23 protein-coding genes and 1 tRNA gene are annotated in these 26520 nt (G+C 63.3%); 12 read left to right on the plus strand and 12 right to left on the minus strand.

Annotated elements, in window-relative coordinates:
- Nucleotides 1-75 precede the first annotated feature (75 nt).
- Complete coding sequence (locus GN300_RS01950; protein ID WP_003946317.1) at nucleotides 76-717, minus strand: ScbR family autoregulator-binding transcription factor; 642 nt, start codon at nucleotides 715-717, stop codon at nucleotides 76-78.
- Between the two features lie 189 nt (nucleotides 718-906).
- Complete coding sequence (locus GN300_RS01955; RefSeq protein ID WP_003946303.1) at nucleotides 907-1560, minus strand: TetR/AcrR family transcriptional regulator; 654 nt, start codon at nucleotides 1558-1560, stop codon at nucleotides 907-909.
- A 154-nt stretch (nucleotides 1561-1714) separates the two neighbouring features.
- Here GN300_RS01955 and GN300_RS01960 point away from each other — a divergent pair.
- The 6 genes from GN300_RS01960 (at nucleotide 1715) to GN300_RS01985 (ending at nucleotide 7820) form a co-directional block, all read left to right on the plus strand.
- Nucleotides 1715-1785 (plus strand) — tRNA-Gln (locus GN300_RS01960).
- 89 nt (nucleotides 1786-1874) lie between these two features.
- Complete coding sequence (glmU, locus tag GN300_RS01965) at nucleotides 1875-3326, plus strand: bifunctional UDP-N-acetylglucosamine diphosphorylase/glucosamine-1-phosphate N-acetyltransferase GlmU (protein WP_003946310.1); 1452 nt, start codon at nucleotides 1875-1877, stop codon at nucleotides 3324-3326.
- Between the two features lie 70 nt (nucleotides 3327-3396).
- The gene (locus tag GN300_RS01970; protein ID WP_003946284.1) at nucleotides 3397-4377 is read left to right on the plus strand and encodes a ribose-phosphate diphosphokinase; all 981 of its coding nucleotides are present in this window, start codon (nucleotides 3397-3399) and stop codon (nucleotides 4375-4377) included.
- 239 nt (nucleotides 4378-4616) lie between these two features.
- Entirely contained in the window at nucleotides 4617-5273 is a 657-nt protein-coding gene (locus GN300_RS01975; protein WP_030536285.1) for a hypothetical protein, read from the plus strand.
- Nucleotides 5274-5352: 79 nt separating this feature from the next.
- Nucleotides 5353-6933 carry an SLC13 family permease gene (locus GN300_RS01980; protein ID WP_007728891.1) on the plus strand — a complete coding sequence of 527 codons (1581 nt, stop codon included), beginning with the start codon at nucleotides 5353-5355 and terminating at the stop codon, nucleotides 6931-6933.
- Nucleotides 6933-7820 (plus strand): cyclase family protein, encoded by an 888-nt coding sequence (locus GN300_RS01985; protein ID WP_063316794.1) that lies wholly within the window; start codon nucleotides 6933-6935, stop codon nucleotides 7818-7820. Before GN300_RS01980 ends, GN300_RS01985 begins: the two co-directional genes overlap by 1 nt.
- A gap of 3 nt (nucleotides 7821-7823) precedes the next feature.
- Here the strand turns inward: GN300_RS01985 and GN300_RS01990 are convergent, their stop codons facing one another.
- The 8 genes from GN300_RS01990 to GN300_RS02020 form a co-directional block, all read right to left on the minus strand.
- Nucleotides 7824-9029: a sorbosone dehydrogenase family protein gene (locus tag GN300_RS01990; protein WP_054188780.1), complete on the minus strand. Its 1206-nt coding sequence runs from the start codon at nucleotides 9027-9029 to the stop codon at nucleotides 7824-7826.
- 108 nt (nucleotides 9030-9137) lie between these two features.
- Nucleotides 9138-10787 carry an HNH endonuclease signature motif containing protein gene (locus GN300_RS29955; RefSeq protein ID WP_082845818.1) on the minus strand — a complete coding sequence of 550 codons (1650 nt, stop codon included), beginning with the start codon at nucleotides 10785-10787 and terminating at the stop codon, nucleotides 9138-9140.
- A 123-nt stretch (nucleotides 10788-10910) separates the two neighbouring features.
- Nucleotides 10911-11057, minus strand: a complete 147-nt coding sequence (locus GN300_RS29960) for a hypothetical protein (protein WP_156511781.1) — start codon at nucleotides 11055-11057, stop codon at nucleotides 10911-10913.
- Between the two features lie 75 nt (nucleotides 11058-11132).
- Complete coding sequence (gene egtD, locus GN300_RS02000; RefSeq protein ID WP_063316792.1) at nucleotides 11133-12104, minus strand: L-histidine N(alpha)-methyltransferase; 972 nt, start codon at nucleotides 12102-12104, stop codon at nucleotides 11133-11135.
- Nucleotides 12101-12847 (minus strand): ergothioneine biosynthesis protein EgtC, encoded by a 747-nt coding sequence (gene egtC / locus GN300_RS02005; protein ID WP_063316791.1) that lies wholly within the window; start codon nucleotides 12845-12847, stop codon nucleotides 12101-12103. The genes egtD and egtC overlap by 4 nt, the downstream gene beginning before the upstream one ends.
- Nucleotide 12848: 1 nt before the next feature.
- Nucleotides 12849-14156: an ergothioneine biosynthesis protein EgtB gene (gene egtB / locus GN300_RS02010; protein WP_054782048.1), complete on the minus strand. Its 1308-nt coding sequence runs from the start codon at nucleotides 14154-14156 to the stop codon at nucleotides 12849-12851.
- Nucleotides 14153-15376, minus strand: a complete 1224-nt coding sequence (egtA, locus tag GN300_RS02015; protein WP_047270292.1) for an ergothioneine biosynthesis glutamate--cysteine ligase EgtA — start codon at nucleotides 15374-15376, stop codon at nucleotides 14153-14155. Before egtA ends, egtB begins: the two co-directional genes overlap by 4 nt.
- 78 nt (nucleotides 15377-15454) lie before the next feature.
- A complete protein-coding gene (locus GN300_RS02020) occupies nucleotides 15455-16729 on the minus strand; it encodes an APC family permease (RefSeq protein ID WP_063316790.1) in 1275 nt (424 codons plus the stop codon).
- Nucleotides 16730-16743: 14 nt separating this feature from the next.
- On the opposite strand from GN300_RS02020, the gene GN300_RS02025 reads away from it, so the two are divergent.
- Nucleotides 16744-17925 (plus strand): aminotransferase class V-fold PLP-dependent enzyme, encoded by a 1182-nt coding sequence (locus GN300_RS02025; protein WP_063316789.1) that lies wholly within the window; start codon nucleotides 16744-16746, stop codon nucleotides 17923-17925.
- An 82-nt stretch (nucleotides 17926-18007) separates the two neighbouring features.
- Nucleotides 18008-19468, plus strand: coding sequence for an FAD-dependent oxidoreductase (locus tag GN300_RS02030; protein ID WP_063316788.1), 1461 nt, complete (start codon nucleotides 18008-18010; stop codon nucleotides 19466-19468).
- Here GN300_RS02030 and GN300_RS02035 read toward each other — a convergent pair.
- A complete protein-coding gene (locus tag GN300_RS02035) occupies nucleotides 19465-20670 on the minus strand; it encodes a GAF domain-containing protein (protein ID WP_232319110.1) in 1206 nt (401 codons plus the stop codon). The two genes, GN300_RS02030 and GN300_RS02035, sit on opposite strands and share 4 nt — an antisense overlap.
- Before the next feature lie 290 nt (nucleotides 20671-20960).
- Here GN300_RS02035 and GN300_RS02040 point away from each other — a divergent pair, with 290 nt between their 5' ends.
- Nucleotides 20961-21569: a 50S ribosomal protein L25/general stress protein Ctc gene (locus tag GN300_RS02040; RefSeq protein ID WP_003946242.1), complete on the plus strand. Its 609-nt coding sequence runs from the start codon at nucleotides 20961-20963 to the stop codon at nucleotides 21567-21569.
- Between the two features lie 106 nt (nucleotides 21570-21675).
- Nucleotides 21676-22248: an aminoacyl-tRNA hydrolase gene (gene pth, locus GN300_RS02045; protein ID WP_003946229.1), complete on the plus strand. Its 573-nt coding sequence runs from the start codon at nucleotides 21676-21678 to the stop codon at nucleotides 22246-22248.
- A gap of 3 nt (nucleotides 22249-22251) precedes the next feature.
- On the opposite strand, the gene GN300_RS02050 is transcribed toward pth, so the two are convergent.
- Complete coding sequence (locus tag GN300_RS02050; protein WP_003946224.1) at nucleotides 22252-23886, minus strand: fatty acyl-AMP ligase; 1635 nt, start codon at nucleotides 23884-23886, stop codon at nucleotides 22252-22254.
- A 352-nt stretch (nucleotides 23887-24238) separates the two neighbouring features.
- On the opposite strand from GN300_RS02050, the gene GN300_RS02055 reads away from it, so the two are divergent.
- Together GN300_RS02055 and pnuC are read left to right on the plus strand one after the other, a co-directional pair.
- Nucleotides 24239-25843 carry a peptide chain release factor 3 gene (locus GN300_RS02055; protein ID WP_135000451.1) on the plus strand — a complete coding sequence of 535 codons (1605 nt, stop codon included), beginning with the start codon at nucleotides 24239-24241 and terminating at the stop codon, nucleotides 25841-25843.
- Nucleotides 25843-26493 (plus strand): nicotinamide riboside transporter PnuC, encoded by a 651-nt coding sequence (pnuC, locus tag GN300_RS02060; protein WP_050654516.1) that lies wholly within the window; start codon nucleotides 25843-25845, stop codon nucleotides 26491-26493. Before GN300_RS02055 ends, pnuC begins: the two co-directional genes overlap by 1 nt.
- Nucleotides 26494-26520: the final 27 nt, after the last annotated feature.

Here is a 26520-nt window from a genome sequence, read left to right on the forward strand (position 1 = left end):
GAACAAAGAGAGCAATGTCCCTACCAGGACATTTGCAGCAAATTGACCAAGGAGCAGTGCGGAGAGCCAGTGATTTCAGTGATCACTGGCAAGGCGACGGGCCGCGAATTGCCTGAAGTACTCCACTTTCGATTCCGGGACCACGATCGGAAGTATCAGGTTCCACGATGCCTTCATGGAGTCCGAAAGCTCACGAACGGTCCCGGTCGCGGCTGCCATCAGCCGAACTCCCGACGCAACTTCCAACAGGAAACGAGCAATGTCAGCAGAATCCGCGTCCGAACGCAGATCACCTTCGTCGGCGGCACGGCTGGCAAGTTCACGGTAAATGTCGAGCCACACGTCCAGAGTCGCCGGCCCGGAGCCCCGATAGTCCCCGATCTCGACCAACAAGCGGAACGTCGCTCTAACCATGGCGTCATGCGCACCGATGTCGACGATGACCGACGAAATACCGATCAGTGACTCGAGTGCGGGAGTTCGACGGTCCAACCAGAGCTCACATTTTGCGTCGAAACGTGCCGAACCCTCGTCTATCACCGCCCGCGCGAGTTCTTCCTTGGACCCGAAATGGAAGTACAGGGCGCCTTTGGTCACCTGCGACTCGGCGATGATCTCGCTCAAGCTGGCATTGGCATAGCCCAGGCGCAAGAACACACCCGCTGCTCCGCGCAGCACCGAATCACGGGTGGCTTCTGCCCGCTCTTGCCTCACCATCGATCCGGCCTCCAATCACCACACATCGAACGAATTCTTGGTCTTACCCGTTCACAGCGTCAAAATGGATGGCACGGTTCGGCATTCAACCCACCCTGCAAACAAATGAGACATTTGCCCATCAAACGATCGTGATACAGCGAACACAGCTTAGACCGCGATCCATCTCTGCGCGGCAGGCGCGCCTGGTTAACCCTCCAATTGTGGATCGGCTTCCAGATTCGTCAGCCCATTCCAACACAAATTCACGAGGTGAGCGGCGACAACTTCCTTCGACGGAGTCCGTTCGTCGAGCCACCAAGTAGCCGTAGTGGACACCATGCCGACAAGCGCCTGTGCGTACATCGTTGCTAGTCCGGGGTCGAAACCGCGTCTGGAGAAGTCCCCCGCCAACAGGTAGCCCACCTGACTGATCGCATCGTTGAGCAAGCTCGAATATGTCCCACTGGGCGCGACAACGGACGAATCGCGCACGAGTATCCGAAATCCGTCGGTGTGCTCTTCCACGTAGGTGAGCAAAGCCAACGCAACCCGCTCGACTCGAACTCTCGAGCGATTTTGTGAGAGCGAAGACGTGATCATCTCGAGGAGTCGCGACATCTCCCGGTCCACTACGACGGCGTACAGCCCCTCCTTGCCGCCGAAGTGCTCGTACACGACAGGCTTGGACACGTTCGCGCGCTGGGCGATCTCCTCGATCGAGGTCGCTTCGTATCCCCGTTCGGCGAACAATGCCCGCCCGATCTCGATCAGCTGTTGCCGACGTTGGGTACCGGTCATCCGGATCCGTGTCACTCGTTCGGGAACTGGATCCCCGCCACCCGAACCGGACACCGTCGCCATTGTCTTCCTCTCGCCGACACACAAATTACTGCTGTGGACGCTCAGCCTATCGGGACTTCAGGGGCCCGATCGGAGGAGCGGTTCGACCTACGGCGGGTCGGCATGCGATTATTCTTTCGCGCGTTCGGCCGCAAGGCTCGGCAATGCGTGGCAATCCGCCGTGGTGTAATGGCAGCACCTCTGATTTTGGTTCAGATAGTTCAGGTTCGAGTCCTGGCGGCGGAGCTGGTGAACAACATGCTTTCCCGAGCGGAAATGTATGTCTTGATCGACAGTTTGATCGACAGTTTGATCGACAGAGGGAGCTCAAACCAGTGCAGACCGCCGTGATCGTTCTCGCAGCGGGTGCCGGTACACGAATGAAGTCGAAGACTCCCAAGGTCCTCCACACTCTCGCCGGACGCAGCATGCTGGCGCATTCGCTTCACGCGGCAACCTCACTGAATCCCACGCACCTGGTGACCGTCGTCGGTCACGATCGTGAGCGTGTCACCGAAGCCGTGAACGCAGTCGCCGGGGAACTGGACCGTTCCGTCACCGTCGCTGTTCAGGACGAGCAGAAGGGCACCGGGCACGCTGTCAGTTGTGGGCTCGAGGGGTTGCCGGCCGACTTCTCCGGGACCGTACTCGTCACAGCCGCCGACGTGCCTCTGCTCGACGGCAAGACCATCGCAGACCTCCTCGCCCAGCACACGGCTGCTCCCGCGGCCGCGGTGACGGTGTTGACGTCGACGGCCGTCGACCCCACCGGCTACGGGCGAATCCTTCGTACGACGGACGGCGAGGTGAACGCCATAGTCGAGGAGAAGGAAGCCACCGATTCGCAGCGCTCGATCACCGAAGTCAATTCAGGGGTCTACGCCTTCGACTTCGAAACTCTGCGCGACGCGCTGGCGTCCCTCGACTCCAACAACGCACAACACGAGTTCTATCTCACCGATGTGATCATGATCGCCCGTCGCGCGGGCAAGCGTGTTCGTGCTCAGCACATCGCGGATTCGGTTCTCGTCGCGGGCGCCAACGATCGCGTGCAGCTCTCGACGCTCGCCCGCGAGATGAACCGTCGGATCCTCGAGAAGTGGATGCGTGCCGGCGTCACCGTCGTCGATCCTGCGAGCACATGGATAGATTGCGACGTGCACATCGCACAGGACGTGACGCTCCTGCCCGGAGTTCAGTTGACCGGCACGACCTCGGTGGGCGAAGACGCCGTGATCGGCCCGGATACCACCTTGGACAACGTGAGAGTCGGTGAGCGCGCAGTCGTCGTCCGCTCGCACGGAACCGACTCCGTTGTCGGCGCGGACGCGACTGTCGGCCCCTTCGCCTATCTCCGGCCGGGTACCCGCCTCGGGGCACACGGCAAGATCGGCGCTTACGTGGAAACCAAGAACGCGGATATCGGCGAGCATTCGAAGATTCCGCATCTTACCTACGTCGGCGACGCCACCATCGGCCATCACAGCAATATCGGAGCTTCGAGCGTCTTCGTCAATTACGACGGGGTGAACAAGAGCCGTACTGTGGTGGGGTCGCATGTCCGAACAGGCTCCGACACCATGTTCGTCGCCCCTCTCGTCGTGGGAGACGGCGCATACACGGGTGCGGGCACGGTCTTGAAGAACGACGTACCGCCTGGGGCGCTCGCCGTCTCGGGTGGGGTGCAGCGCAACATCGAGGGCTGGGTCCAGAAGAATCGTCCCGGCACACCCGCGGCCGATGCCGCTGCAGCAGCTGCACAACCTGACGGCCCTGCAACAACCTGACAGCCCTGCACAACAGACAGCACAGATCACCACCAGATCGACCGGCAAGTACAAAGGACGGCATGAACCAGTGACTGCGAATTGGATCGACAACCAGAAGAACCTGATGTTGTTCTCGGGTCGCGCACATCCCGAGTTGGCGGAGCAGGTGGCGAAGGAACTCGACATCCGCGTCACCCCGCAGACCGCGCGCGACTTCGCGAACGGTGAGATCTTCGTTCGATTCGAAGAGTCGGTTCGCGGCTCCGATGCGTTCGTCCTGCAGAGTCATCCGGCACCGCTGAACACGTGGGTGATGGAGCAGCTCATCATGATCGACGCTCTCAAGCGTGGATCGGCAAAGCGCATCACCGCCGTTCTTCCGTTCTACCCGTACGCCCGCCAGGACAAGAAGCATCGCGGACGCGAGCCGATCTCCGCTCGCCTGATTGCCGACCTGCTCAAGACCGCCGGCGCCGATCGCATCATCACGGTCGACCTGCATACCGATCAGATCCAGGGCTTTTTCGACGGCCCCGTCGATCACATGCACGCACACAGCCAGTTGGCCAACCACATTCGCGCGGGCTACAACCTCGAGAACATCACGGTGGTGTCCCCCGACTCGGGCCGCGTTCGTGTCGCCGAGAAGTGGGCCGACTCGCTCGGCGGAGCACCGCTGGCATTCATTCACAAGACGCGCGACCCGTTGGTACCCAACCAGGTCAAGTCCAACCGCGTCGTCGGTGAGGTCGAAGGTCGCACCTGCATCCTGATCGACGACATGATCGACACCGGCGGAACCATCGCCGGCGCGGTCAAGGTGCTCAAGGAGGCCGGTGCAGGTGACGTCGTCATCGCTGCAACCCACGGCGTCCTCTCCGACCCTGCGGCCGAGCGTCTGTCGACGTGTGGCGCGAAGGAAGTTGTTGTCACCAACACACTTCCGATCGACGAGTCGAAGAAGTTCCCGACGCTGACGGTGCTGTCCATCGCACCGCTGCTCGCTCGCACCATCAAGGAAGTTTTCGAGAACGGTTCTGTGACTTCGCTGTTCAACGGCAGCGCCTAGTCTCGCGCCGCACTACGGGCGCGTACCTGTGACTTCACGGTCACCGGTACGCGCCCGTCGTCGTCTTCGTGAAGGTCTCAGAAACAGACCACCCGGTCATCATGAAACCACCTGTGGGACACACGAATACCGCCGAATGCGACGATTGACATGATCTTGATCACGCTACCGTCGAGAAACCCAGGTCGATGTTGGGGCGGTGTTCACCGCGCCGCAATCTTCGCCTAGTGTGGCTCGTCGTGATCGACGCGCAAACCCTGGAATCCCGGCCCGAATCTCATTCCCTGAATTCATCAGTTCCGACGATCCGGCGGTGGCGCCCAGGATCTTGTGTCTGGTGCGGAGACGACAACTCCGTGGACATGTTCCGCAACGAACCCCGCTGCGGAAAATGCCGTGAAAACGAAGGCATCATCGACGACGCCAAGCGCTTCCTCGGCATGTACGGTCTGCGCCCGCTCGGCGGCACGCTGCAGTCCGACGACGACGAAGAGCGCGAGTACCGCGTCAACGCACGCGAGGCACGCCGAGTCCTGAACGAGATCCGCATGGACGTCCTTCCCGATGCGGCCGCTGTTCGCAAGGCAATTCGGCCCCGCGCCGCAACGGTTGTCGCCGACACGTCACCCGCACGCGCTTCCCGCCCCGCCAGCACGGGCACAGCGACGCGTGTTGCCGCTCCGGTCAAGACCGACACCGTGGACATCGACACGCTCCAGACGCGCGTCCTAGGGCTTCTCGATCAGCTCGGTTCGATCGACGAGCAGATCAAGGTCGCCGAACTCGCACAAGGGTTGCCGGCTCGCGCACGACTGAGCGATCTGAACAAGCAGAAGGCCACGGTTCTTCGCACGCTGGCCGCTCTCGAGAAGGCCCGCATCGCCGCCTCCAACTAATTCTCCTCGCGTCCGTCCCACGGCCCCGTCTCACTTGCGAGACGGGGCCGTTCTGTATGAGCAGGTACCTTTACGAATCGTGAATGACATCACCATCACTTTCGTCGTGCTTGCACTGGTCGTGGCGCTGTTCGTGATCGGCCGAATCCCGGTCGGCATCATCGCGATCGGCACTGCCCTGGCGCTGTACGCCACCGGTGTGATCACGATGGAGCAGGCGCTCGCCGGATTCGGCGATCCCACGGTGGTGTTCATCGCCGCGCTTTTTGTCGTCAGCGAAGCCCTCGACGCCACCGGTGTCACCACGTGGGCGGGCGAGAAACTGCTGGCGAAAGTCGGCGAATCCCGAGTCCGTCTCGTGAGTGCGATCATGTTGCTGGTTGCCGCGTTGACCGCATTGATCAGCGTCAACGGGGCCGTAGCCGCGTTGGTACCGATGGTGGTCGTCTTGGCGGTACGTCTCGGTAAATCGACGTCACAACTGCTTCTGCCGTTGGCATTTGCCGCCCATGCCGGATCGATGCTCACCTTGACCGGAACACCGGTCAACATCATCGTTTCCGAAGCCGCCGAGGAATCCGGGGCCGGTGCTTTCGGGTTCTTCAGTTTCACCTTGGTCGGTGCGCCGCTCGTATTGGGAACGATTGCGATCGCCGTACTTCTCGGTCCTCACGTCCTCCCCCATCGTGCTGGGACGTCGATGTCGCCTGACCTGAGCCGGCATGCCAAGACCCTCGCGAAGCAGTATCAGCTCATGGGAAAGGATGCGCCGTCCGCAGAGCCCTTGATCACCAAGCACGACGGCGTGGTCGAAGTGATCATCCCGCCGCGCTCGGAAATGATCGGCGACAGGGCTTTTCCGGGCATGGTGACCGACAGTGGAGATCTGGTGATACTCGCAGTCCAGCGCGCCGGTGAGGACTGCGGCCCCAAGGGCGTCAAGTTGGCGGCCGGTGACACGCTTCTCCTGCAAGGAAGCTGGGACGATCTCGACACCCACACCGCCGTCGATCCGAACGTCCTCGTGGTCGACGCACCTGCCCAGATCCGTAAGCAGGCAGCCCCGTTGGGAACCCGCGCGGTCATCGCTCTCGTCGTCGTCGCGGCGATGGTAGTGATGCTGACGTTCGGATTGGTGCCGTCCGCGATAGCCGGACTCCTCGCGGCATGTGCGATGGTGCTGCTACGAGTCATCAGCGTCGAGCAGGCGCATCGGTCCATCTCGTGGACCACGTTGATTCTCGTCGGCGGAATGATCCCGCTGTCGACCGCAATCCAGCAGACCGGCGCGGCCGAAAAGCTCGCTCATGCGTTTGTCGACGTCGTCGGTGGGGCAAGCCCGTATGTCGTCGTCGCCGGACTCTTCGTCGTGACGGCGACTCTGGGCCAGCTGATCAGCAACACTGCAACCGCGTTGATCATCACGCCGATCGCGATCTCGGTCGCCATCGAACTCGACATCTCGGTGCTGCCCCTTCTGATGACGGTCACCGTCGCTGCCGCGGCCTCCTTCCTGACGCCTGTAGCCACTCCCGCGAACATGATGGTGATGGGACCTGGCGGATACAAGTTCGGCGACTACTGGAAGCTCGGACTCCCGATGTTGTTGTGGTTCCTGATAGTTGCAACGGTGTTGATCCCAGTGATCTGGAGTTTCTGATGTGCTCACCCAAGGTGTTGTCGGAGGTCTACGAATCGATCGGACGCGAAGGCAGGGAGATCAGCCGTCGATCGATGTTCGCGGCGCTCGGCACCGGTGCCCTCGGCGCGACCGTCATGGCCGGCGCTGTACAGCCCACTGCGTCGGCAACGCCATCGGGTCGGACCATCGTCGATCTGACCCACGTACTGACGCCGGAGTTCCCGGTGTGGCCGGGCGCGCGCTCGTTCGAGATGAGGAACCTGGCGAAGATCGCCGACGCCGCCGGATCTCTGGGCTCGCTCGGGTCCTCTGGTTTCGGGGGAAACTTCTACCTCAACGAACTCCGCCTCGAGGAACACACCGGTACGCACATCGACGCTCCCGCACACGCCAGTGCGGACGGAATCACCGTCGAGAAGATTCCCGTCGCCGACCTCGTCGTGCCGATTGCGGTCGTCGACATCAGTGCCCGAGCCTCCGTCGACCCCGACACACTGCTCACCCGCCAGGACATCCTCGATTGGGAGTCCCTCCACGGGACCATCGCTCCCCGCAGCCTGGTTGCGATGAACTCGGGTTGGGATACCCGGGCCGGTGCCGGTGGCGCCTTCACGAATCGAGATGCACTCGGCGTGCAACACACACCGGGATTCAACCCCGAGGCGATCGACTTTCTCGTCCGCGAGCGCGACATCGTCGCCGTGGGCTCGGACACCCTCAGCATCGACGCGGGCCGAAGCACCACCCACGGGGCTCACCGAAGCGCTTTGGGCTCAGGAAAGTACGCAGTCGAAGCCCTCGCAAATCTGTCCGCACTTCCGGCCGTCGGCGCCACGGTGATGGTGGGAGCGCCGACGCATGCGGGTGGTTCGGGTGGTCCGTGCCGGGTCATCGCCTGGTACTGAAGATCAGGGCGTGGGCGTCACCCGCAGCACCTTGTCGCCGGCGCCGTTGTCGGTGGTCACCAGGAGCGAGCCGTCGGGCGTCGGGGTCACCGACCGCAAGCGACCGAACTGGTTCTCCAACCCGAAGGTCTGCGCGTCGACCGAGCGTCCGTCGGCATTCAGGCGGAGGAAGATCAGTTCCTTGCTCTTGAGGCCACCCATTACGAGCGCACCGTCCCAGGCACCCCATGCAGCTCCACCGGTGAAGGCAGCGCTGGCGGTAGCCAACGTCGAGCTACCCGAACGCCACACCGCCGCAATTGCTCCCGGCACTCGCACCGGGTCGGTCATCGGCACGGATTCGTCGTACGTTCCGGGAAGCCGATCCGGGCGGTAGCCGTAATTTCCGCCGGGGGTAAGCAGGTTGACTTCGTCGTCGACGCTTGTGCCCTGTTCGACCGAGTACACCCGGCCGGTTCCGGGTTGCACGGCCAAGCCTTGGACGTTGCGGTGCCCGAGCGTGTAGACCGGGCTGGAAGCATTCGGATTCCCCGCCGCCGGAGTTCCGTCGGCGTTGATGTGCAAGACCTTGCCGCCCAGCGAATTCGGATCCTGGGGGACGCTCGGCGTCGCGGTGTCACCCGTCCCGACGAACAGCGTTCCGTCCTGCGCCGCAAGAATTCGGCAACCCCCGTGACGCCCGGACGAGACCGGGATTCCTGGCAATACAGTTCCGGTTCGCGTGAGTGCGGTCCATCCGGCGTCGACGGTCCACGCGATCACTCGAACGTCCGTGACTCCCCCAGCGCTGAATCCTTGGCAGGTGTACAGGGTGCGCGACTGAGCGAAGTCGCGAGCAAGCGCGATGCCCATGAGCCCGGTTTCGGACTGCGCGTAGAGATCCGAAAGGTCAGCAGCGACTGGACCTGTCGTGTTGTCGCCTCGGCGAACGAAGAATCCGCCGGATCGTTGTCCGGTCAGGATTGCACCGTCCGGGGCCGCCACCACGTCCCAGGGGTGGTCGAGTCCGTCGACCAGTGTGGTGACCGACAACTGCGGGAGGGTGTCCTCGATGGGTATGTCCGGGTCGTCGCTCCCCAACGATCCGGTGCTTCCGTTGCCGAAACTGCCGGGGTCGAAGGGGAATGGTTGAGCCACGCTCTGCGTTACCGGCATCACCAGTACTGCAGTCAGGGCCACGGTCAATGCGGCGAGCTTCGGATGACGCACGCGTTCTCCTCGGGTCGGAAACCGTTCTGCGCCTCACTATAAACAGACAAACACCATTTTTCGGGCCCTCTCGCTATACCCGCAGGCCACAGGAGAAACGAAACCCCTTCAGAAGTCGGCAAACTCCGGCAAAGCGTTCGCCAGTGGGGATGCGTTACGTCTTGATGCAGATCGTGCCTTCCGCCAGCCGGGCACACTCCAGTCCAGGAGGTATTCGAGATCCGCTTCCACTCCCCTGTCCCGAAGTCCGAAACGTCGTTCCAGCGCATCGTCGTCCGTCAAATGCAGTCTCGCCGCGTCGGGCAACCTCAGTTCGGGGTCACAGAATGGGCCTACGGGCGAGGTAACCGTTCGTCGTCCTGACGGATCTTTCCACTCCAGAAGACCACCTCCGATTTGCTTCACTGTCCACCTGCCAAACGTCTTCAGTCGGTGATGTTTTCGACACAGACAGGCCAAGTTCCGTTCTGCAGTAGGCCCTCCCTGAGCGGGGTTGCCGTGATCGAACGGCACCGTGTGATCGATATCGCAACTATCAGAACGCACAACACAATTCGGAAAGCGGCACGTACCGTCTCGCGTCCTAACAATCGTCGCCAACGCCGCGGACGGCTGGTACGTGGATTCACCGCGCCGCGAACCACTGTTCCTTCTCGAGCGATTATCCCTTACCGCAGCGGGCAATATCTCCGGTGAGCGCATCGACCGACCCACGCCGAGCACCGGTCCGACTGCCCCCGCAGTCGAACAATGTTGCACCTCGGACGGTGCAAGGGTGAGGACTCTCTGCCACGTGGCGTCCGCGGCGATCGCGCGCGCAAGGTCGGCATCGATGTGGCCGTACCCCTGCAAATAGCCTGGCAGGTCGTCGAATCCGAGCAGGGTGGAAGCGTTGACACCCACAAGAATTGTCGCAATCGGGAGCGCGGAGGTCTTCGTATCATCCCTACGGGTGCAATCGCCGTCGCACTGACAATCCAACGACGTCTTTCCTTCCGCCAATGCGATCAGTGCATCGGCACGCCGTTGCCCGAAAGTTCTCGGATCGGAACCACAGACCTGCATCGACATCGCACGGAGCCTGGTGGCCAAAGTCTGAGCGCCGACCGCTGGAAGCATTCCGTCCAGAGTCGACATACCGTCGTGCGACGCGCACGTCCGAACGTCCCGATCCGCCTCCGCACGAACTCGCCTGGCACGCACCCCATCAGGGTCGTGCCGAGCAATGAGACCTCGTGCGCGCGCCTTCAACTTGTTACCGGTTACACGGCAGGCACCGTCCACGAGGAGTCGCTCGATGTCATCGAGCGCGTGCTCGGAGACGTTGGCGAGAGCTTCGGACAGTGCCATCGCTTTGGCCAGATCGATGTCACCGCAAGCAAAAGCGGCCGCCACCCGCGGAAGTCGCCAGCGCAGGTCACATCCCAGTGCAATCATTTTCTGCGCGGCGTACTCCGTAATGCTCAGTATCGACGCGATCTCCACGTGCGCGAATTGACCCCGAAAAGCCTCATTGACTCCAACCGCGGCATCCTCCTCACAACGGTCCAAGTACAGCGCAGTGACCGCGTCGATCTCGAGGAAGTGGGCGCGCGCGATTTCCGCATGCTGCCGAAACAGCGCGTCCGCGGAAGTCTTCGATTCGAACATATGAGCGATTCTACGGGCGCCCACCGACAAGTTTTTGCGAAATCCCGGGGTATTCACCGATACCTTTTGCGCTCCGATGTCACTACGTTCAATCGCATGACTCAGCATCCGACACGAGATCAACCGTACTTCGGCATAGCGATATTCGAGTTGGGGAAGAATGACGGGGTCGGGTGCTTCCACCGAGAGGACTGTTATCTCATCTGGGCTGGCGACCCCGCTGAGGCGCAGTCAAAATTCGAGCGCAAGGCCGGCGAACAGGAGTATCCGCTCGGCGCGAGCGATGACCAGTCCTATGTAAAACTCGCGCATCTCGTGGATCTTGCGCCGGTGTCGGACGCTGTCCATACCGGCACCGCAGATCTCTACTCTCGACACTTCTCAAATATTGCCGCCTACAGAACTTTTGAGACACTTCTAGGGGGAGACAGCATCCTCTGACAAGCGCCCACTTCACGCCCGCTGCGCACACAACAGCGCAAAGCGCTGATCCCGATCCGTCCACACCTTCCGCACCCCGAAGCCCGCGGACGCGAGTTCCGCGGCAATCCCCTCCTCGGTGAACTTCGCCGAGATCTCGGTGCGCAGCTGCTCGCCCGCTGCGAAGGTGATCTCCAGATCCAGGTCGTCGATGTGCACCGAGACTTCACGAAGTGCTTCCAGGCGCATCTCGATCCACTCGTTCTCGGCATCCCAGAGCGCGACGTGACGGAAGTCCTCCAAGGGAAAGTTCGCTCCCAGTTGCTTGTTCAGGACCGAGAGAACATTGAGATTGAACTGAGCAGTCACACCGGCAGCGTCGTCGTAGGCGGGCACGAGGACTGCGGGATCGATCACCAATCCCACGCCCAGGATCAGGTTCTCACCGGGATCGAGCACCGCTGCAATGCCCGAGAGGAACTCGGCGCGTTCTGCCGGAATGAGATTGCCGAGAGTTCCACCGAGAAAAGCGACCGCGCGCCGTCCACCCCCGGGTAGATGATGCAGCGAACCGGTGAAGTCGCTGACCACTCCGAGCACGTCGATTCCGGGAAACTCGGCACCGACTTGCTGCGCCGCACCTTCGAGGGCAGTCACCGAAACATCCTGTGGTACATACGTTCGCAGAGTTCCGCGAGCCGTCATCGCGTCGAGGAGTAACCGCGTCTTCTCAGAGGAACCTGAACCCAGTTCGATCAGGATCTCGGGTTCGGTCAACGCCGCGATCTCGTCGGCGTACCGAGCGAGCAGGCCGCGTTCGGTACGGGTGGGGTAATACTCGGGTAAGGCCGTGATCTCCTCGAACAGTTCACTTCCACGCGCGTCGTAGAACCATTTGGGCGAGAGCCACTTCGGCGTAGCGGTCAAGCCCTCCCTGGCCTCGGCTCGCAATGCGTCGACCGATTCGGCCGGTGTCAGATAAACCTCGAGCGTAGGGGTTTTCATTGTTCTCCCATCGGTATCGGGGTGATGATCAAATGGCCGGGACGCGCGCAGACGATGTGCCGGTCCGGCACCTGCTCCCAGTCCGGTGAACGATCGGACGGTTCGGAAACGATCAGTGCCCGCGACTCGTCGACCCGCGTGTACAACGTGTGGCCCCACGCCGTGGCCCACAGTTCCTGCCCGTCGCCGAACAGGAGGTTCAATCGTGAATCCGGTGCCGCCGCAGCCACATCGTGAACGAGGCTCGTCACGGCGGCTTCCGCGGGCTTCGACTTCAACCGATGCCGAAGCACTGTCCACAACAAGGCAGCATCCGTCGGCGCGGGCATCTTCAGCAATTCGACGGCCGGAACTTCTGCTGCCAAGTCGGCGAGTGAGCCAGGCCAACCGGATACCGCTCCGTTGTGGCTGAAAGCGTAGGTTCCGTCGACGAACGGTGCGCAGGCACCGATCTCGACGGCCATCCCCTCCGTCGCGGAACGTACGGCGGCGAGAACGGATCCGGAAATGATGTGGGACAACGTCTCGTCGACTGTCGGGTCCGACCAGATCGGCGAGGTACTGCGGTACCGTCCCTGCCTTCCACCGTTCCACCACACCGCGCCGAATCCGTCGGCATTGATGGTCCCGCCGCCACGCATCTCGCGAGGTGCCCACGACTGTCGCATCAGTGAGTTTTCGCCGTCGTGGAGGAGTTCACGAACCGAACGCGGCGGCCCGAGATAGCCGAGGTGCCGACACATGTCAGGATCTACCCGAAATCGTTCTGGCGCAGCGAAAACCCGAGAAGATTTGGCGCCTGATCGGGTGGTCCCAGTTGCGGAACGTCCCCCGGCAGGCAACGCTGTCGGTCCCGAACGATCCCCCTCGCAACACTTTGTAGTCGCCGCCGAAAAACACCTCCGAATACTCCCGATACGGGAAGGCCCGGAAACCCGGATACGGATGGAAACCCGAAGACGTCCACTCCCACACGTCACCGATCAACTGCTCGACACCCGCTGCCGACGCACCCGCCGGGTACGAGCCGACGCCGGCGGGACCGAGATGGCGCTGACCGAGATTGGCATGATTCTCGTCTGCGGACACGTCCCCCCACGGGAATCGTCGCGATCTTCCGGATTCCGGATCCCACCGCGCGGCCTTTTCCCATTCCGCCTCGGTGGGAAGCCGTTTGCCTGCCCAACTCGCGTAGGCCTCGGCTTCGTAGAAGCTCACATGCACGACGGGCTTGTCCGGTGGGACCGGCGCCTCGACGCCGAAAGTCTCGTGCCACCAACCCGAACTGTCGCGTTCCCAGAACAGCGGTGCACGGAGTTTCGCGTCGACGCGATGCCGCCAACCGTCACGGGACCACAGTTCCGGTCGGGAATAGCCGCCGTCCTCGATGAATTCGACGAACTGCCCATTGGTGACCGGGAATCTGTCGATCGCGAAGTCGGTGAGATAGACCTGATGCGCCGTGCGCTCGTTGTCGAGTGCCCACGGTTCGTCGTCGGTCCCCATGACGAAGGGGCCGGCCGCGATGGTGACCTCGTCGAGTTCCGGCATGCGGGCCGCTTGCGGAGCGGGAGTCGCAACGAGTGCCGTGGGCCCCGAACGCAATTGGTGGGTCGCGAGCATGGTCTCGGCGTGTTGCTGCTCGTGCTGCGCGATCATCCCGAAGGCAAAACCGTCCATGTCGAGTTCTGTGCGTCCGAAGGTGCTGGCTTCGAGCACATCCCAGACCTTCCCGCGAACCGTACGTACGTATTCGCGCGCCTCGGCCGGGTTGAGCAGGGGAAGTGTGGGTCTCGACGATCTCGAATGCTTGAACGCGTCGTACAGCTCGTCTATGTCGCTACGCACCGGATCGCGGCCACCGACATCTCGCACCAGCCAGAGTTCCTCTTGATTGCCGATATGCGCCAGGTCCCACACGAGCGGACTCATCAACGGGGAATGCTGAGCGACCAATTCGGTATCGTCGACGCAGTCGGTGAGCAGAGTCGACCGTTCACGCGCTCGCAGAAGTACGGCCTCGACCGCTTCCTTGGTGATCTCCCCCGTCATGTGTCGCTCTCACCGGGCACAATTGCGCGACAACACCGTTCGGCTGCGGCATCGAGAAGACGGACGAACTGCGGCTCCGGCGCGTACGACGCGGCAAGCGACATCAGAGAGGTTGCCGCCGAACGCAGTTCGACGTCGTCCAAACCGTACTCTGCCGCATCCCGCCATCTCCCGGCCGTCGACGCTGCGGCATCACTCGCCTCACGCATCACGGCAGGCCCGGACAGCAACGCGTCGATCGCTGCTACCGGTACTCGCCACAGATCTTCCGGCTGCGCATCGATGTAGCGAACCTCCAGATGGCCGACAGCGCGAACCGGCGGGAACAGCGTGGACAGGTGATAGTCCAAGTCCGCCCAGACGGGTCGGCGTCCGATCTCGGCATCGAAAGTGCCGTCTATCCAGTCCCCGAAAGTGGCACCCCGCGGAGCCGTCCAATCGTCGCCCTCGTTTCGCACACACATCAGCGGAACATCGAGCGCCCAGCCGGCGTAGTCCTGCACTTCCGGGACTGCGACCGTTCGCCAGGAATCGAGTTCGAGCCACGTCCGCATGCGTTGGGACGCCCAATCCCCTCTCGGAACCCCTTGCAAGCGTGGAGAACACGCAAACGCAGCGATGAGCGCCGGCCCCATGTCCCCGAGGAGCCGCCAACGCTGGGCAATGGACTCCGGGCTGCCGCCGGCATCGACACTGACCTGCACTGCTGCTGTATTGCACATCATCAAGGTGCCGTACGGTCCTATCCCGGCGAAGCGGGATTCCATTGCGCAATAACGTGGCAACCGGAGAATCCGGGAAGGTGGGCGGGCGACGTCGGCCGCGGCAGAACTGATTTCGATGGAGTACGACGCGAGGAGTGTTTCGAGAGTACGACGGTCTTCGTCGAGACAGTCACACAGTTCTCGGGCGGACGTCCGCGGCGCTGACGAGAGTTCGATCTGTCCGCCAGGTTCTACGGTGACGAGGCTGCCACGAGGAAGCGGAACCGCTGGTGAATCCGGGTCGATACTGGTGGGTGCGTGTCGCCCGAGTGCCTTTGCCAGAGTCGCTGCTGACGGCCGCTCCCCACCGGGAACCTGGCTGGTCAGCCATTCGAGCTCAGCTCCGACCAAACGGGGTGGCCCCTGTTTGAAGCACACACCACCGACGTAGGCCTCGGCCGCAGGACGTGAATCCACCTGCGTGGTCTGTGCTGCTGTCAACGCTGCTGTCACCATTCGACTTCCCCTTCGGGCGGTCTTCGCGGTCGCTACCGACGATAGAACGCCAACGTCCGAGATGCACCCTTTGTGGTGTTACGTGTCGTTGAATTTCTTCAGTCGTATCCACCGGTACCCACAACCGGCCAGAACCACACCTGCCCCGGAAACAACCGCGATCCACGGAAGTGTGACCACCAGAACGACACAACCAGCCGCGCCGACCGCTTGCAGCCACTTCGGATACATCCGGTCCACACCGCGTTGGCTGTACGCACTCACGTTCGCGACGAAGTAGTAGAGCAGCACTCCGAACGACGAAAAGCCGATCACCCCACGAAGATCGGTTGTCGAGACCAAGGCGATCACAACGGCACCGACCACAAGTTCCGCATGGTGAGGGACCCCGAACCGTGGATGGACTGCAGCGAGGGCCACTGGCAGATCGCGCTCGCGGGCCATCGCCATCGCCGTACGACTCACGCCGGCGATCAGAGCCAGCAGCGCCCCCGCCGACGCCGCCGTGGCACCGATCACCACTACGGGAACGGCCCAACTCCAACCGACTGCGCCCACCGCATCTGCCAGTGGTCGCGCCGAATTCGCCAGCCGATCAGGTCCCAGCGTCACCAACAGCACCACCGCTACCAGCGCATAGAGGATGACGGCGACGGTGAGTGCGATCAGGATCGCCCGCGGAATCGTTCGACGCGGATCACGCACTTCCTCCCCCAGCGTCGCGATCCTGGCGTACCCGGCGAAGGCAAAGAACAGCAGGCCCGCCGATTGCAGAATTCCGTACCACGACCCGAATGCGAGATCCGGGAACTCGCGCACCGCACCAGGACCGACGACGGCAACCACCAGCGCTACACACAGCGCCGTCGTCGACACGGCGACGATCACCCTGGCCATGTGCGCCGTCCGCGTGACTCCGCGGTAGTTGACTGCAACCAGCGCTGCCACCACCAATACCGCGACGGGGACACGCCAGGCCGTAGGCGCAACATACGTCGCGAAAGTCAGAGCCATTGCCGCGCAGCTCGCGGTCTTCCCGATCACGAACGACCAGCCGGCGGCAAACCCCCACCAGGGTCCGAGCTGCTCACGTCCGTAGACGTAGGTCCCGCCTGAAGTGGGGTATCTGGCCGCAAGCTGCGCCGACGACGTCGCGTTGCAGAATGCGATGAACGCTGCAATCGCCAGGCCCACAAGCAACCCGGTACCGGCTACTGCGGCAGCGGGCGCGAACACCACGAAGACTCCGGCGCCGATCATCGCGCCGAGGCCGATCACCACGGCATCGGCCGTGCCCAGTCTTCGCTCCATCGGGACAGCTTCGTTCACAGGTAGTTTGAACCACACCGACATGAACGGAAGGTGCCATGTTCGATCTCGACACGATCCGCCGCGACACTCCCGGATGCCTTGACAAGGTGTTCCTCGACAGCGCGGGATCCTCGCTCCCGCCCGAGCCGGTGCCGGCCACGATGATCGAGCACCTGCGACGTGAAGCCGACGTCGGCGGATACGTCGCAGCTGCTCATCAGAGCGGCGCCCTCGCTGCTGTTCCCCATTCGCTGGCCCGGGTCATCGGTGCTCAGGCAACCGATATCGCTTTGACGGACAGCGCGACCCGCGCGTGGAACGACTTCCTCGCTGCCGTTCCGCTCGGACCCGGTGATCGAATTCTCATCAGCGGAGTCGAATACGCGAGCAACGCCATCGCTGCACTGGGGCGGGCGCGTTCGACCGGTGCCAACGTCGAGATCATCCCGAGCGATCAGTACGGACGCATCGACCTCGACGCACTCGAGAACATGCTCGACGATCGTGTTCGCGTCGTCTCCGTCGTCCACGTCCCCACCAACGGCGGCCTGATCAACCCCGTCCGCGAGGTCGTCGAACTCGCGAGGGCCCACGGCTCGCTCGTTCTGCTCGACGCATGCCAGTCCGTCGGCCAATTGCCCATCGACGTCACCGAACTCGGCGTCGACGCCCTCAGCGCAACCGGCCGCAAGTGGCTCCGCGGGCCACGCGGAACCGGATTCCTGTACGTCCGCCCCGGACTCGTCGACGCACTCGAACCCGCTGCGATGGACCTGCACGGAGCGGAATGGACCGGCGAGAACAGCTTCGTACCCGCACCGGACGCAACACGATTCGAGCTCTGGGAAACGAGTGTCGCTGCGCGCCTGGGTCTCGGCGTCGCCGCCGACTATCTGCTCTCGATCGGCACCGACACGGCGTGGGAGCAGATCGAATCCCGAGCAGTCACGCTGAGGGAAGGTCTGGCAGCGATTTCCGGAGTCGAAGTCCGCGATCGAGGAACCCATCTGAGCGGCATCGTTTCCTTCACCGTCGACGGTATTTCCGAGCACCTGGTTCGGGATCAGCTTGCAGCACAGAACATCACCGTCACCGTCAGTGGTCGCGGGTCCACCCTCCTCGACATGGATGCCCGCGGGCTCGATGCCGTGGTTCGCGCATCGCCGCACTACTTCGTCGACGAAGCCGACCTGGACACATTTCTGTGCGCGGTCAGGGGATTACAAACCTCCCGTTGACCGGGACCATGCCTGATCTGTGGAAGTCGAAACTGCAACTGTGGGGTGATCAGCAGTTTCGCCTTCCGAGAGGACTATTCGCATGGCCGACCCCACCGTCAGACCGATCTCCGCTGCCGACATCACCACCTGGGACTACGAGGCCGACGTCGTCGTCGCGGGATACGGCATCGCCGGCGTCACCGCTGCGATCGAAGCAGCTCGTGCCGGCGCCGAGGTGCTCGTCCTGGAGCGGACGGGCGGTTGGGGCGGAGCCGCGTCACTGGCTGGTGGATTCATCTACCTGGGCGGTGGAACGCCGTTGCAGAAGGCGTGCGGGTTCGAGGACTCGGTCGAGAACATGAAGACGTTCATGAAGGCAGCGCTCGGCCCCGGAACCGACGATACGAAGATCGACGCGTACTGCGAGGGCAGCGTCGATCACTACAACTGGCTCGTCGACGCCGGGGTCCCGTTCAAGGAATCGTTCTGGGGTCAGCCCGGCTGGGAACCGCCGTACGACGACGGCCTCATGTACTCGGGAGGCGAGAACGCCGCGCCGTTCAACACCCTCGTCGATCCCGCGCCCCGCGGACACGTTCCGCAGATGTCCGAGAAGAACACCGGCGAGAAGGGCGGCGGCTACATGCTGATGAAGCCACTCGTCGAGACGGCCGAGAAGCTCGGTGTCCGAGCAGAATACGATCTGCGCGTCCAAACTCTGGTGGTAGACGGCGATCGGGTTGTCGGCGTCGTCGCCAAGCGTTACGGCAAGGACGTCGCGATTCGCGCACGCAAGGGCGTCGTGCTGGCGATGGGCAGCTTCGCGTACAACAACGAGATGGTGCGCTCGAACGCACCGCGTATCTTCGGCCACCCGGCGGCCTCCATCGAGGCGCACGACGGCCGCGCAATCCAGATCGGTCAGGCACTCGGCGCCGACACCGCACACATGGACGCCACCGAGGTCGCGTTCTTCTGCGACCCACAGTTGATGGTGCGCGGCATTCTTGTCAACGGCCGCGGTCAGCGATACATCCCCGAGGACACCTACCCCGGCCGCATCGGCCAGGCAACGCTGTTCCAGCAGGATAACCAGGCATTCCTCGTGATCGACGAAGCTGCGTACGAGGAAGGCATGAATGCCGAATCGTCCAGTGCACAGTTGCGGGCGCAGCCGAGCTGGGTGGCGGAGACCGTCGAGGAACTCGAAGGCGAGATGGGATTGCCCGCCGGATCGCTGCAATCCACCGTCGACCTCTACAACCGGCACGCGGCTGAAGGTTCGGATCCGGTGCTCGGCAAGAAGTCCGAGTGGGTGAAGCCGATCGTCGGCCCGTTCGCGGCAATCGATCTCCGTGGCCGCACAGGCGGATTCACGCTGGGAGGATTGAAGACCACCGTCGATTCCGAGGTTCTGCACGTCTCGGGTGCGCCGATCCCCGGACTTTTCGCAGCGGGTCGCTGCACGTCCGGTGTCTGTGCGGGCGGTTACGCCAGCGGGACAAGTCTCGGCGACGGCAGCTTCTTCGGACGTCGTGCCGGAATCAGCGCGGCGCGCTAGATCACCACAACTCGCACACCGTCGGCAAAGCGGTACGGCTGAGTCTGCAGGACCGCGCCGAGGTGTTTCCTCAGTCTGGACACCTCGGCGCGCACTGCCACGACATGCTCGCGATCACCGAAGAGCACTTCGCTCAGGCCTGCGGCATCCACACCTGCCGAACCGACGGCTGCCAGTGCCCGCAAGATCTGAGCGTGACGCGGGGAAAGCGCGCGCGTCCAGTTGGCGTCACCACGCACCGTCACCTGCGGCGATGCGCCGAGGGCCAGCTCCAGCTCGATCAACGGCCCGCCGACGCCGGTGCGCAACAGCCAGCCGTCTCCGAGCGGCTCAGGCAGACACATCCCCAGACCTGGCACGATGACGGGCTTTCCCGCACTGGGTGCTGCCACGCGGTCAGGCGCGGCAATCCCGCTGGCGCCGGCCACCCAGCCGTACTCGTCGACCACCAATGCCGGACCTGTTCCTGCCGCGAACAACGGCGCCGCGCGCGAGCGCAGGCGCTCGAGCGAAGCCGCGTGCTCGCGCCACAGCGTCGCCTCCGCGAGGCGAACCGCGGTGCGCACCAGCGCGACGGTAGTGGGATGCACCGAAGCTGCGGATCCACTGATGTCCACCACGCCCAGTATCTCGCCCGTCCGTGGGTCGTGCACGGGCGAGCCGGTACACGACCAATTGTGATGCGTGGGCGCATAGTGCTCGGCCGAGAAGAGTTGCACCGCAGAGTCTTCGATCAGCGCGGTACCTATCGCGTTGGTCCCCACCGACTGCTCCGACCAGCGTGCGCCTTCCGCGAACCCGAGAGCGTCCGCCGCACGTTTGACGGTCTTCGCCCCTTCGCGCCAGAGCAGGACACCGTCGGCGTCGGCAACGACCACGATGAAGCCCGCGTCCTCGGCGACCTCGGTGAGCGTGGTTCGCAGTTCGGGCAGAACGCTTCGCAGCGCGGTACGCGAACGCCTCGCCTCCAACTCGGAGAAATCGGCGACAGTAGACGCACCGCAGTGATCCGGCGTGAGCCCGCCGGCGGCCACCCTCGACCACGACCGCGCCACGACGGTCCGCGGCTGCGCCGGTGGTTCCTGGCCGGAGAGAACTGCGTCGTGCACCCGACTGAGTAGGCGAGCATGCTGCGACAGGTCGGTACCCGGCACGACGGCACCGAGCCGACTGCCTTCGGGAGCGTTCCCCACGATGGTCACTCCGTCAGGCTACCGCTTTCGATGTGACGCGAACCACGTCCACACGGCCAGGTCCCCACCACCTGCGATTAGCGGCCGGGAGCAAACTCCGGTAACGTATCCAAAGTTGTCTCGGCGAGGGTGAATCGCAGCAGTTCCACACGTTGCAGGTTTACCGTGATCGACGCGGCTACGGCTCAGCTCGAGCGTTTCGCTCCTGGCCGTGTGCGCGCCTGTCCGCCTTGCCGCAGGCAAAACCACACGTCAGTAAACCGAGCACGAACCCCGTGAGTTGTAGGAGCCGTTTCATCATGTCTGAAGAAAACAACCTCGTCGCCGTCGTCCGCACCGAATTCGGCAAGGGCGCAGCTCGCCGCGCACGTCGGGACGGCCAGGTCCCCACGGTTCTGTACGGCCACGGTGAAGATCCCCGCCACCTCAATGTGCCGGCTCGCGACTTCGCCGCCATCCTCCGTGCACACGGCACCAACGCCATCCTCACCCTCGACATCGAGGGCACGGAGCAGGTTGCACTGACCAAGTCGGTCGTCGTGCACCCCATCCGCAACTACATCGAGCACGCCGACCTCCTCGTCATCAAGAAGGGCGAGAAGGTCACGATCGACGTGAACGTCATCGTCGTCGGCGATGCTGCTGCAGGCACGATGGTCGCGCAGGACGCATCCACGATCTCCATCGAGGCCGACGCGCTTCACATCCCCGAGCAGATCGAGGTTTCGGTCGAGGGTCTCGAGATCGGAACCCAGATCCTGGCCAGCCAGCTCGAACTGCCCAAGGGCTCGACCCTGCAGGCTGACGCCGACACCCTGATCGTCAACGTCGTTGCTGCACCCACCGAGGCAGACCTCGAAGAGGGCGCAGAAGCTCCCGCCGCCGACGAGGCTGCAGAAGAGGCCTGATCCTCTCGGTTCCAACAGAACTCACTGCGCGCGGCGCGTCATTCCGATTCGGAGTGACGCGCCGTTCGTGCGTAGCAGGAAAAATCAAGCCAGAAAGTAGCGTCCGTTGAGCACAGATACCGCCCTCGTCATCGGCCTGGGTAATCCCGGCCCCCAGTACGAGAAGACCCGGCACAACGTCGGCTTCATGGTCGCCGGCACCCTTGCCGGGCGCATGGGCGGAAAGTTCAACGTACACAAGAAGAGTGGTGCCGAAATCGTCGAAGGTCGCCTCGCCGGCCGGCGCGTGATTCTCGGAAAACCACGCTCGTACATGAATCTCTCGGGTGGCGCTGTCGCCGGTCTCGCACGGTTCTTCTCGGTCGACGCCGCGAACATCATCGTCGTCCACGACGAACTGGATCTCGATTTCGGGACGATCAGACTCAAACTCGGCGGCGGCGAAGGCGGCCACAACGGCCTGCGGTCCATTTCGAGTTCATTGACCACCAAGGACTACCTGCGCACGCGCGTCGGGATCGGTCGTCCGCCGGGCCGCATGGACCCGGCGGACTACGTTCTCAAGCCGTTCTCGTCCACGGAGCGAAAAGAACTCGATCTCGTATGCGAAGAGGCTGCGGATGCAGTGGAGCTACTGCTCGAACTCGGGTTGGAAGCCGCACAGAACCGCCTGCACTGACGGTCAGTTACCCAGCAGTGCAGCCGAATTCGCGCGGCGGAGCTTCCCCGACGACGTCTTCGGGATACTGCCGGGACCCAGGACCGCAACGGCGCGAGGTCGGACACCGACGTCGGCAACCACGGCGTGGACCACTTCGCGTTCGATACGCTTGACCTCTTCCGGATCTTCGAAAGCGTTGGTCTCGACGGCGACTGCAAAGCTCTCACGCTTCTGGCCGGCGTCGAGACGAATCGCGACGGCGTTTCCGGGACGCACACCGGCAACGGTTCCGGCCGCCCGTTCGATGTCTGTGGGGTACACGTTCCGGCCGCCCATGATGATGACGTCCTTGACACGCCCGCACACCACGACCAGTCCTTCCTCGGTGAAGTACCCGACGTCACCGGTGTCGAGCCAACCGTCGTCGTCCTGGGCCGGCTTGTGCCCGTCGACCGTGACGTACCCGGGAGTGACTGCCTTGCCGCGAACCTCGATGATTCCGACACCGCGGGCCGGAAGCACCTGACCGTCACGGTCGACGATGCGTCCCTCGAGGTCAGGCACCATCTTGCCGAGTGTGGCGAGGGCACGAGCGTTGGGGCGATTGGACGGCACCGCTCGAGACATCGATTCGAGAAAGTCTGGATCGACGTAGTCGAGGACCTGACCTTGATCGGGATCCGGAATCGACACGGCGAGCGTGGTTTCCGCCATTCCGTACACGGGCGCCAGCGCAGTCGGGTTCAAACCGAAACGCGCACCTGCCTCGGCGAGTGCATCCATCGTGTCGGGATCCACCGGCTCGGCGCCGTTCCACATGTATCGGACGCTGGACAGGTCGACTGCCCCGTCTTCCGCCTGTGCGAGTCGACGAGCCAAGAGCGAGTACGCGAAGTTCGGTGCGGCGGTGACAGTTCCGCCGTACTTGCCCATCAGCTCGGCCCACAGCACCGGGGTGCGCAGGAAATCCATCGGCGTGATGCTGATGACCTCTGCGCCCACCTGCATCGGAACCGTGAGAAAACCGACCATGCCCATGTCGTGGAAGAGCGGAAGCCAGCTCACCATCACGTCGTCTTCGATGGAGAACTTGATGCGGTTGATCATGGCGTAGGCATTTGTGTAGAAGTTCTCGTGCGTGATCTGCACAGCCTTGGGCGAACCGGTGGAACCGGACGTCAACTGCTGGAGTGCGATATCCGATTCGGCCGTCTCCACGGGATCGATCGACGTTCCGCTGCGAAGCTCGTCCACCGTCACGACGGTGATGCCACGCTCTTCGAGGAGCGGCTTGGCAGCGTCGAAGGGCGCACCCAGAATGACGGCTTTCGCGGAGATCATGTCGATCACAGTCTCGGTGTCCTGAGCCCAGACGCCCAGATCCGTTCGGGGGGTCGGCTGATGCAGCATCGTCACCGACGCACCGCGCATCCACGTCGCCTGGCAGGCAGGTGCGATGTCGACGGGCTGTCCGGCGAGAATGCCGATCGCGACGCCGCGATCGATACCGACCTCGGCCAGGCCGCCGGCCATGCGCCTAGCCTCCTGGTGGATGTCGCCCCAGGTCTGACGGAAAGCGTTGTCCGGCTCTCCCGTCACCAGGCCGCGGTCGGTGACTGCGGCGGTCGCATACATCTCTTCGGTGAACTTGCTCAACGCAACTCCTCGGTCAGTGTCACTCTTCGATCAGTGCAACTCTTCGCAGGACACAAATGGCTGTGTGTTCGAACACACACATACATGGATAATCAGCGATCGTTCGCCGAGTGTTACGCCGCAGTGGCTATCGCATCGTGGTCTGCGAGTATCCTTTCTCTGTTGTGCTGCCGCACTCTCCACCTGTCCGCGCACCGGCACGTCGCCGGCACCGACGCCCACTTCGAGAGGTTCTTCGTTGACTACCCCGTCCGACTCGACCGTCCCTTCCGACTCGACTGTCCAGTCCGACACCGAAGGCCCCGATTCAACCGAGAGCGGGTCGGTCGCGGTCACGACGACGACCAAGGGCCTGTCCGCAGAGGCAGAGCGTCGCCGAACCTTCGCCGTCATCTCGCATCCCGACGCCGGAAAGTCGACGCTGACCGAAGCGCTGGCACTGCACGCGAAGAAGATCTCGGAGGCAGGAGCCGTCCACGGCAAGGCAGGCCGCAAGTCGACGGTCTCGGACTGGATGGAGATGGAGAAGGCCCGCGGCATTTCCGTCAGTTCCACCGCACTGCAGTTCAACTACCACTCGTCCGAGACCCCGGACGAGCAGATCAACGTCATCAACCTCGTCGACACCCCCGGTCACTCCGACTTCTCCGAGGACACGTACCGCGTCCTGACCGCCGTCGACGCGGCGGTCATGCTCATCGACGCTGCCAAGGGCCTCGAACCGCAGACGCTCAAGCTGTTTCAGGTGTGTCGTCACCGCGGCATTCCGGTCATCACCGTCATCAACAAGTGGGACCGTCCCGGTCAGACTCCTCTCGAACTGCTCGACGAGATCAGCGAACGGATCGGCCTCACACCCACCCCCCTGTACTGGCCGGTCGGCATCGCCGGCGACTTCCGCGGACTGCTGCGGCGCGGTGAAGACGGTGAGGCTCGCGAGTACGTCCGCTTCACCCGTACCGCAGGCGGCGCGAAGATCGCCCCCGAAGAGGTCATGGACGCCGACGCGGCGCTCGCCAAGGAAGGCTCCGAGTGGGAGACCGCGGCCGAGGAGAGTGAACTGCTCTCCGCTACCGGCCAGGACCACGATCAGGAGATGTTCCTCGCCGGTCAGACTTCCCCGGTGATCTTCGCGTCCGCGATGCTTAACTTCGGCGTCCGCCAGATTCTCGACACCCTCGTCGAATTGGCGCCGCCGCCGCGTGGGCGCGAAGACCTCAGCGGCAAGCCGCGCGAGGTCACCGATCCGTTCAGTGCGGTCGTCTTCAAGGTGCAGGCCGGTATGGACACCGCGCACCGCGACCGTCTGGCGTTCATGCGCATCGTCTCCGGCGTGTTCGAGCGCGGCATGGTTGTCACACACGCCCAAACCGGCAAGCCCTTCACGACCAAGTACGCCCAGACGGTATTCGGACGTGAACGTTCCACCGTCGAATCCGCGTTCCCCGGCGACGTCGTCGGCCTCGTCAACGCCACCGCACTCGCACCCGGCCACACGCTGTACACCGAGAAGAAGGTGGAGTTCCCGCCGATCCCGTCGTTCGCGCCGGAACACTTCTCGATCCTGCGCGCCGAAAGCGCCGGCAAGTACAAGCAGTTCCGCCGTGCTGTCGACCAACTCGATTCCGAGGGCGTCGTCCAGATTCTCCGCAACGACATCCGCGGCGACGCCTCCCCCGTCATGGCGGCCGTCGGCCCGATGCAGTTCGAGGTCGTCGCAGCACGCATGAAGGCCGAGTTCAACGTCGAGGCCAAGATGGAACCGCTCGGCTACGCATTGGCTCGCCGTACCGACGCCGCGTCCGAGGTCGAACTGAACCGTCAACGAGGTGTGGAGGTCTTCACCCGTTCCGACGGTGTTCTGCTCGCCCTGGTCAGTGACAAGTGGCGCCTGCAGTACATCCAGAAGGAACTCCCGGATCTGACGCTCGAACCCCTCGTCGCTGCTGCGGACTGATGAGCCTGATCGAGGCGCTGTTCGACGCCGAACTGCACATCGGCAGCGCCACGATTCTCTGGCGAGAGATCATCGGAAACGCGTTCGGAATCGGCTCCGCGATCGCGGGCGCGCGACGCTCGGTATGGGCGTGGCCCGTCGGTATAGCCGGAAATGCCTTGTTGTTCACGGTGTTCATGGGCGCACTTTTCCACACGCCGCAAGAGCTCAATCTCTACGGCCAGGCCGGCCGTCAGTTGTTGTTCATCACCGTCAGCGTCTACGGGTGGACTCAGTGGCGACGCGGGGCACGCGACTCCGGTCGCGCAGTCCTGCCCCATTGGGCGACAACTCGCGAGCGCGTCGCCATGATCGCCGTCATGACCAGCGGCACAATCGCTTTCGCCTGGATCTTCGACCTCCTCGGCTCGTACGGAGCGTGGGCAGAGGCCTGGATCTTCACCGGCTCCATCCTCGCGACATACGGCATGGCGCGCGGCTGGACCGAATTCTGGCTCATCTGGATCGGCGTCGACGCCGTTGGTGTTCCCCTTCTTTTCCGAGCCGGCTATTACCCTTCGGCGATCCTCTATCTGGTCTATGCATTCTTCGTCCTGTGGGGCTTCGCAATGTGGCTGCGCATTCAACGCCGAACTCCACAAGGGGTGTGACCGTAAACCAACTCCTGGTATGTTTGC

This window comes from Rhodococcus sp. Ni2, assembly GCF_021352185.1.
Classification (GTDB): domain Bacteria; phylum Actinomycetota; class Actinomycetes; order Mycobacteriales; family Mycobacteriaceae; genus Rhodococcus_F; species Rhodococcus_F qingshengii.

Bases quoted from the DNA above. Each gene is read 5' to 3' on its own strand.
- GN300_RS01950 (WP_003946317.1), bottom strand. From the start codon at position 717: ATGGTGAGGCAAGAGCGGGCAGAAGCCACCCGTGATTCGGTGCTGCGC.
- GN300_RS01955 (WP_003946303.1), bottom strand. From the start codon at position 1,560: ATGGCGACGGTGTCCGGTTCGGGTGGCGGGGATCCAGTTCCCGAACGA.
- GN300_RS01985 (WP_063316794.1), top strand. From the start codon at position 6,933: ATGTGCTCACCCAAGGTGTTGTCGGAGGTCTACGAATCGATCGGACGC.
- GN300_RS29955 (WP_082845818.1), bottom strand. From the start codon at position 10,787: ATGCTGAGTCATGCGATTGAACGTAGTGACATCGGAGCGCAAAAGGTA.
- egtD (WP_063316792.1), bottom strand. From the start codon at position 12,104: ATGAAAACCCCTACGCTCGAGGTTTATCTGACACCGGCCGAATCGGTC.
- egtC (WP_063316791.1), bottom strand. From the start codon at position 12,847: ATGTGTCGGCACCTCGGCTATCTCGGGCCGCCGCGTTCGGTTCGTGAA.
- egtB (WP_054782048.1), bottom strand. From the start codon at position 14,156: ATGACGGGGGAGATCACCAAGGAAGCGGTCGAGGCCGTACTTCTGCGA.
- egtA (WP_047270292.1), bottom strand. From the start codon at position 15,376: ATGGTGACAGCAGCGTTGACAGCAGCACAGACCACGCAGGTGGATTCA.
- GN300_RS02020 (WP_063316790.1), bottom strand. From the start codon at position 16,729: ATGTCGGTGTGGTTCAAACTACCTGTGAACGAAGCTGTCCCGATGGAG.
- GN300_RS02025 (WP_063316789.1), top strand. From the start codon at position 16,744: ATGTTCGATCTCGACACGATCCGCCGCGACACTCCCGGATGCCTTGAC.
- GN300_RS02030 (WP_063316788.1), top strand. From the start codon at position 18,008: ATGGCCGACCCCACCGTCAGACCGATCTCCGCTGCCGACATCACCACC.
- GN300_RS02040 (WP_003946242.1), top strand. From the start codon at position 20,961: ATGTCTGAAGAAAACAACCTCGTCGCCGTCGTCCGCACCGAATTCGGC.
- pnuC (WP_050654516.1), top strand. From the start codon at position 25,843: ATGAGCCTGATCGAGGCGCTGTTCGACGCCGAACTGCACATCGGCAGC.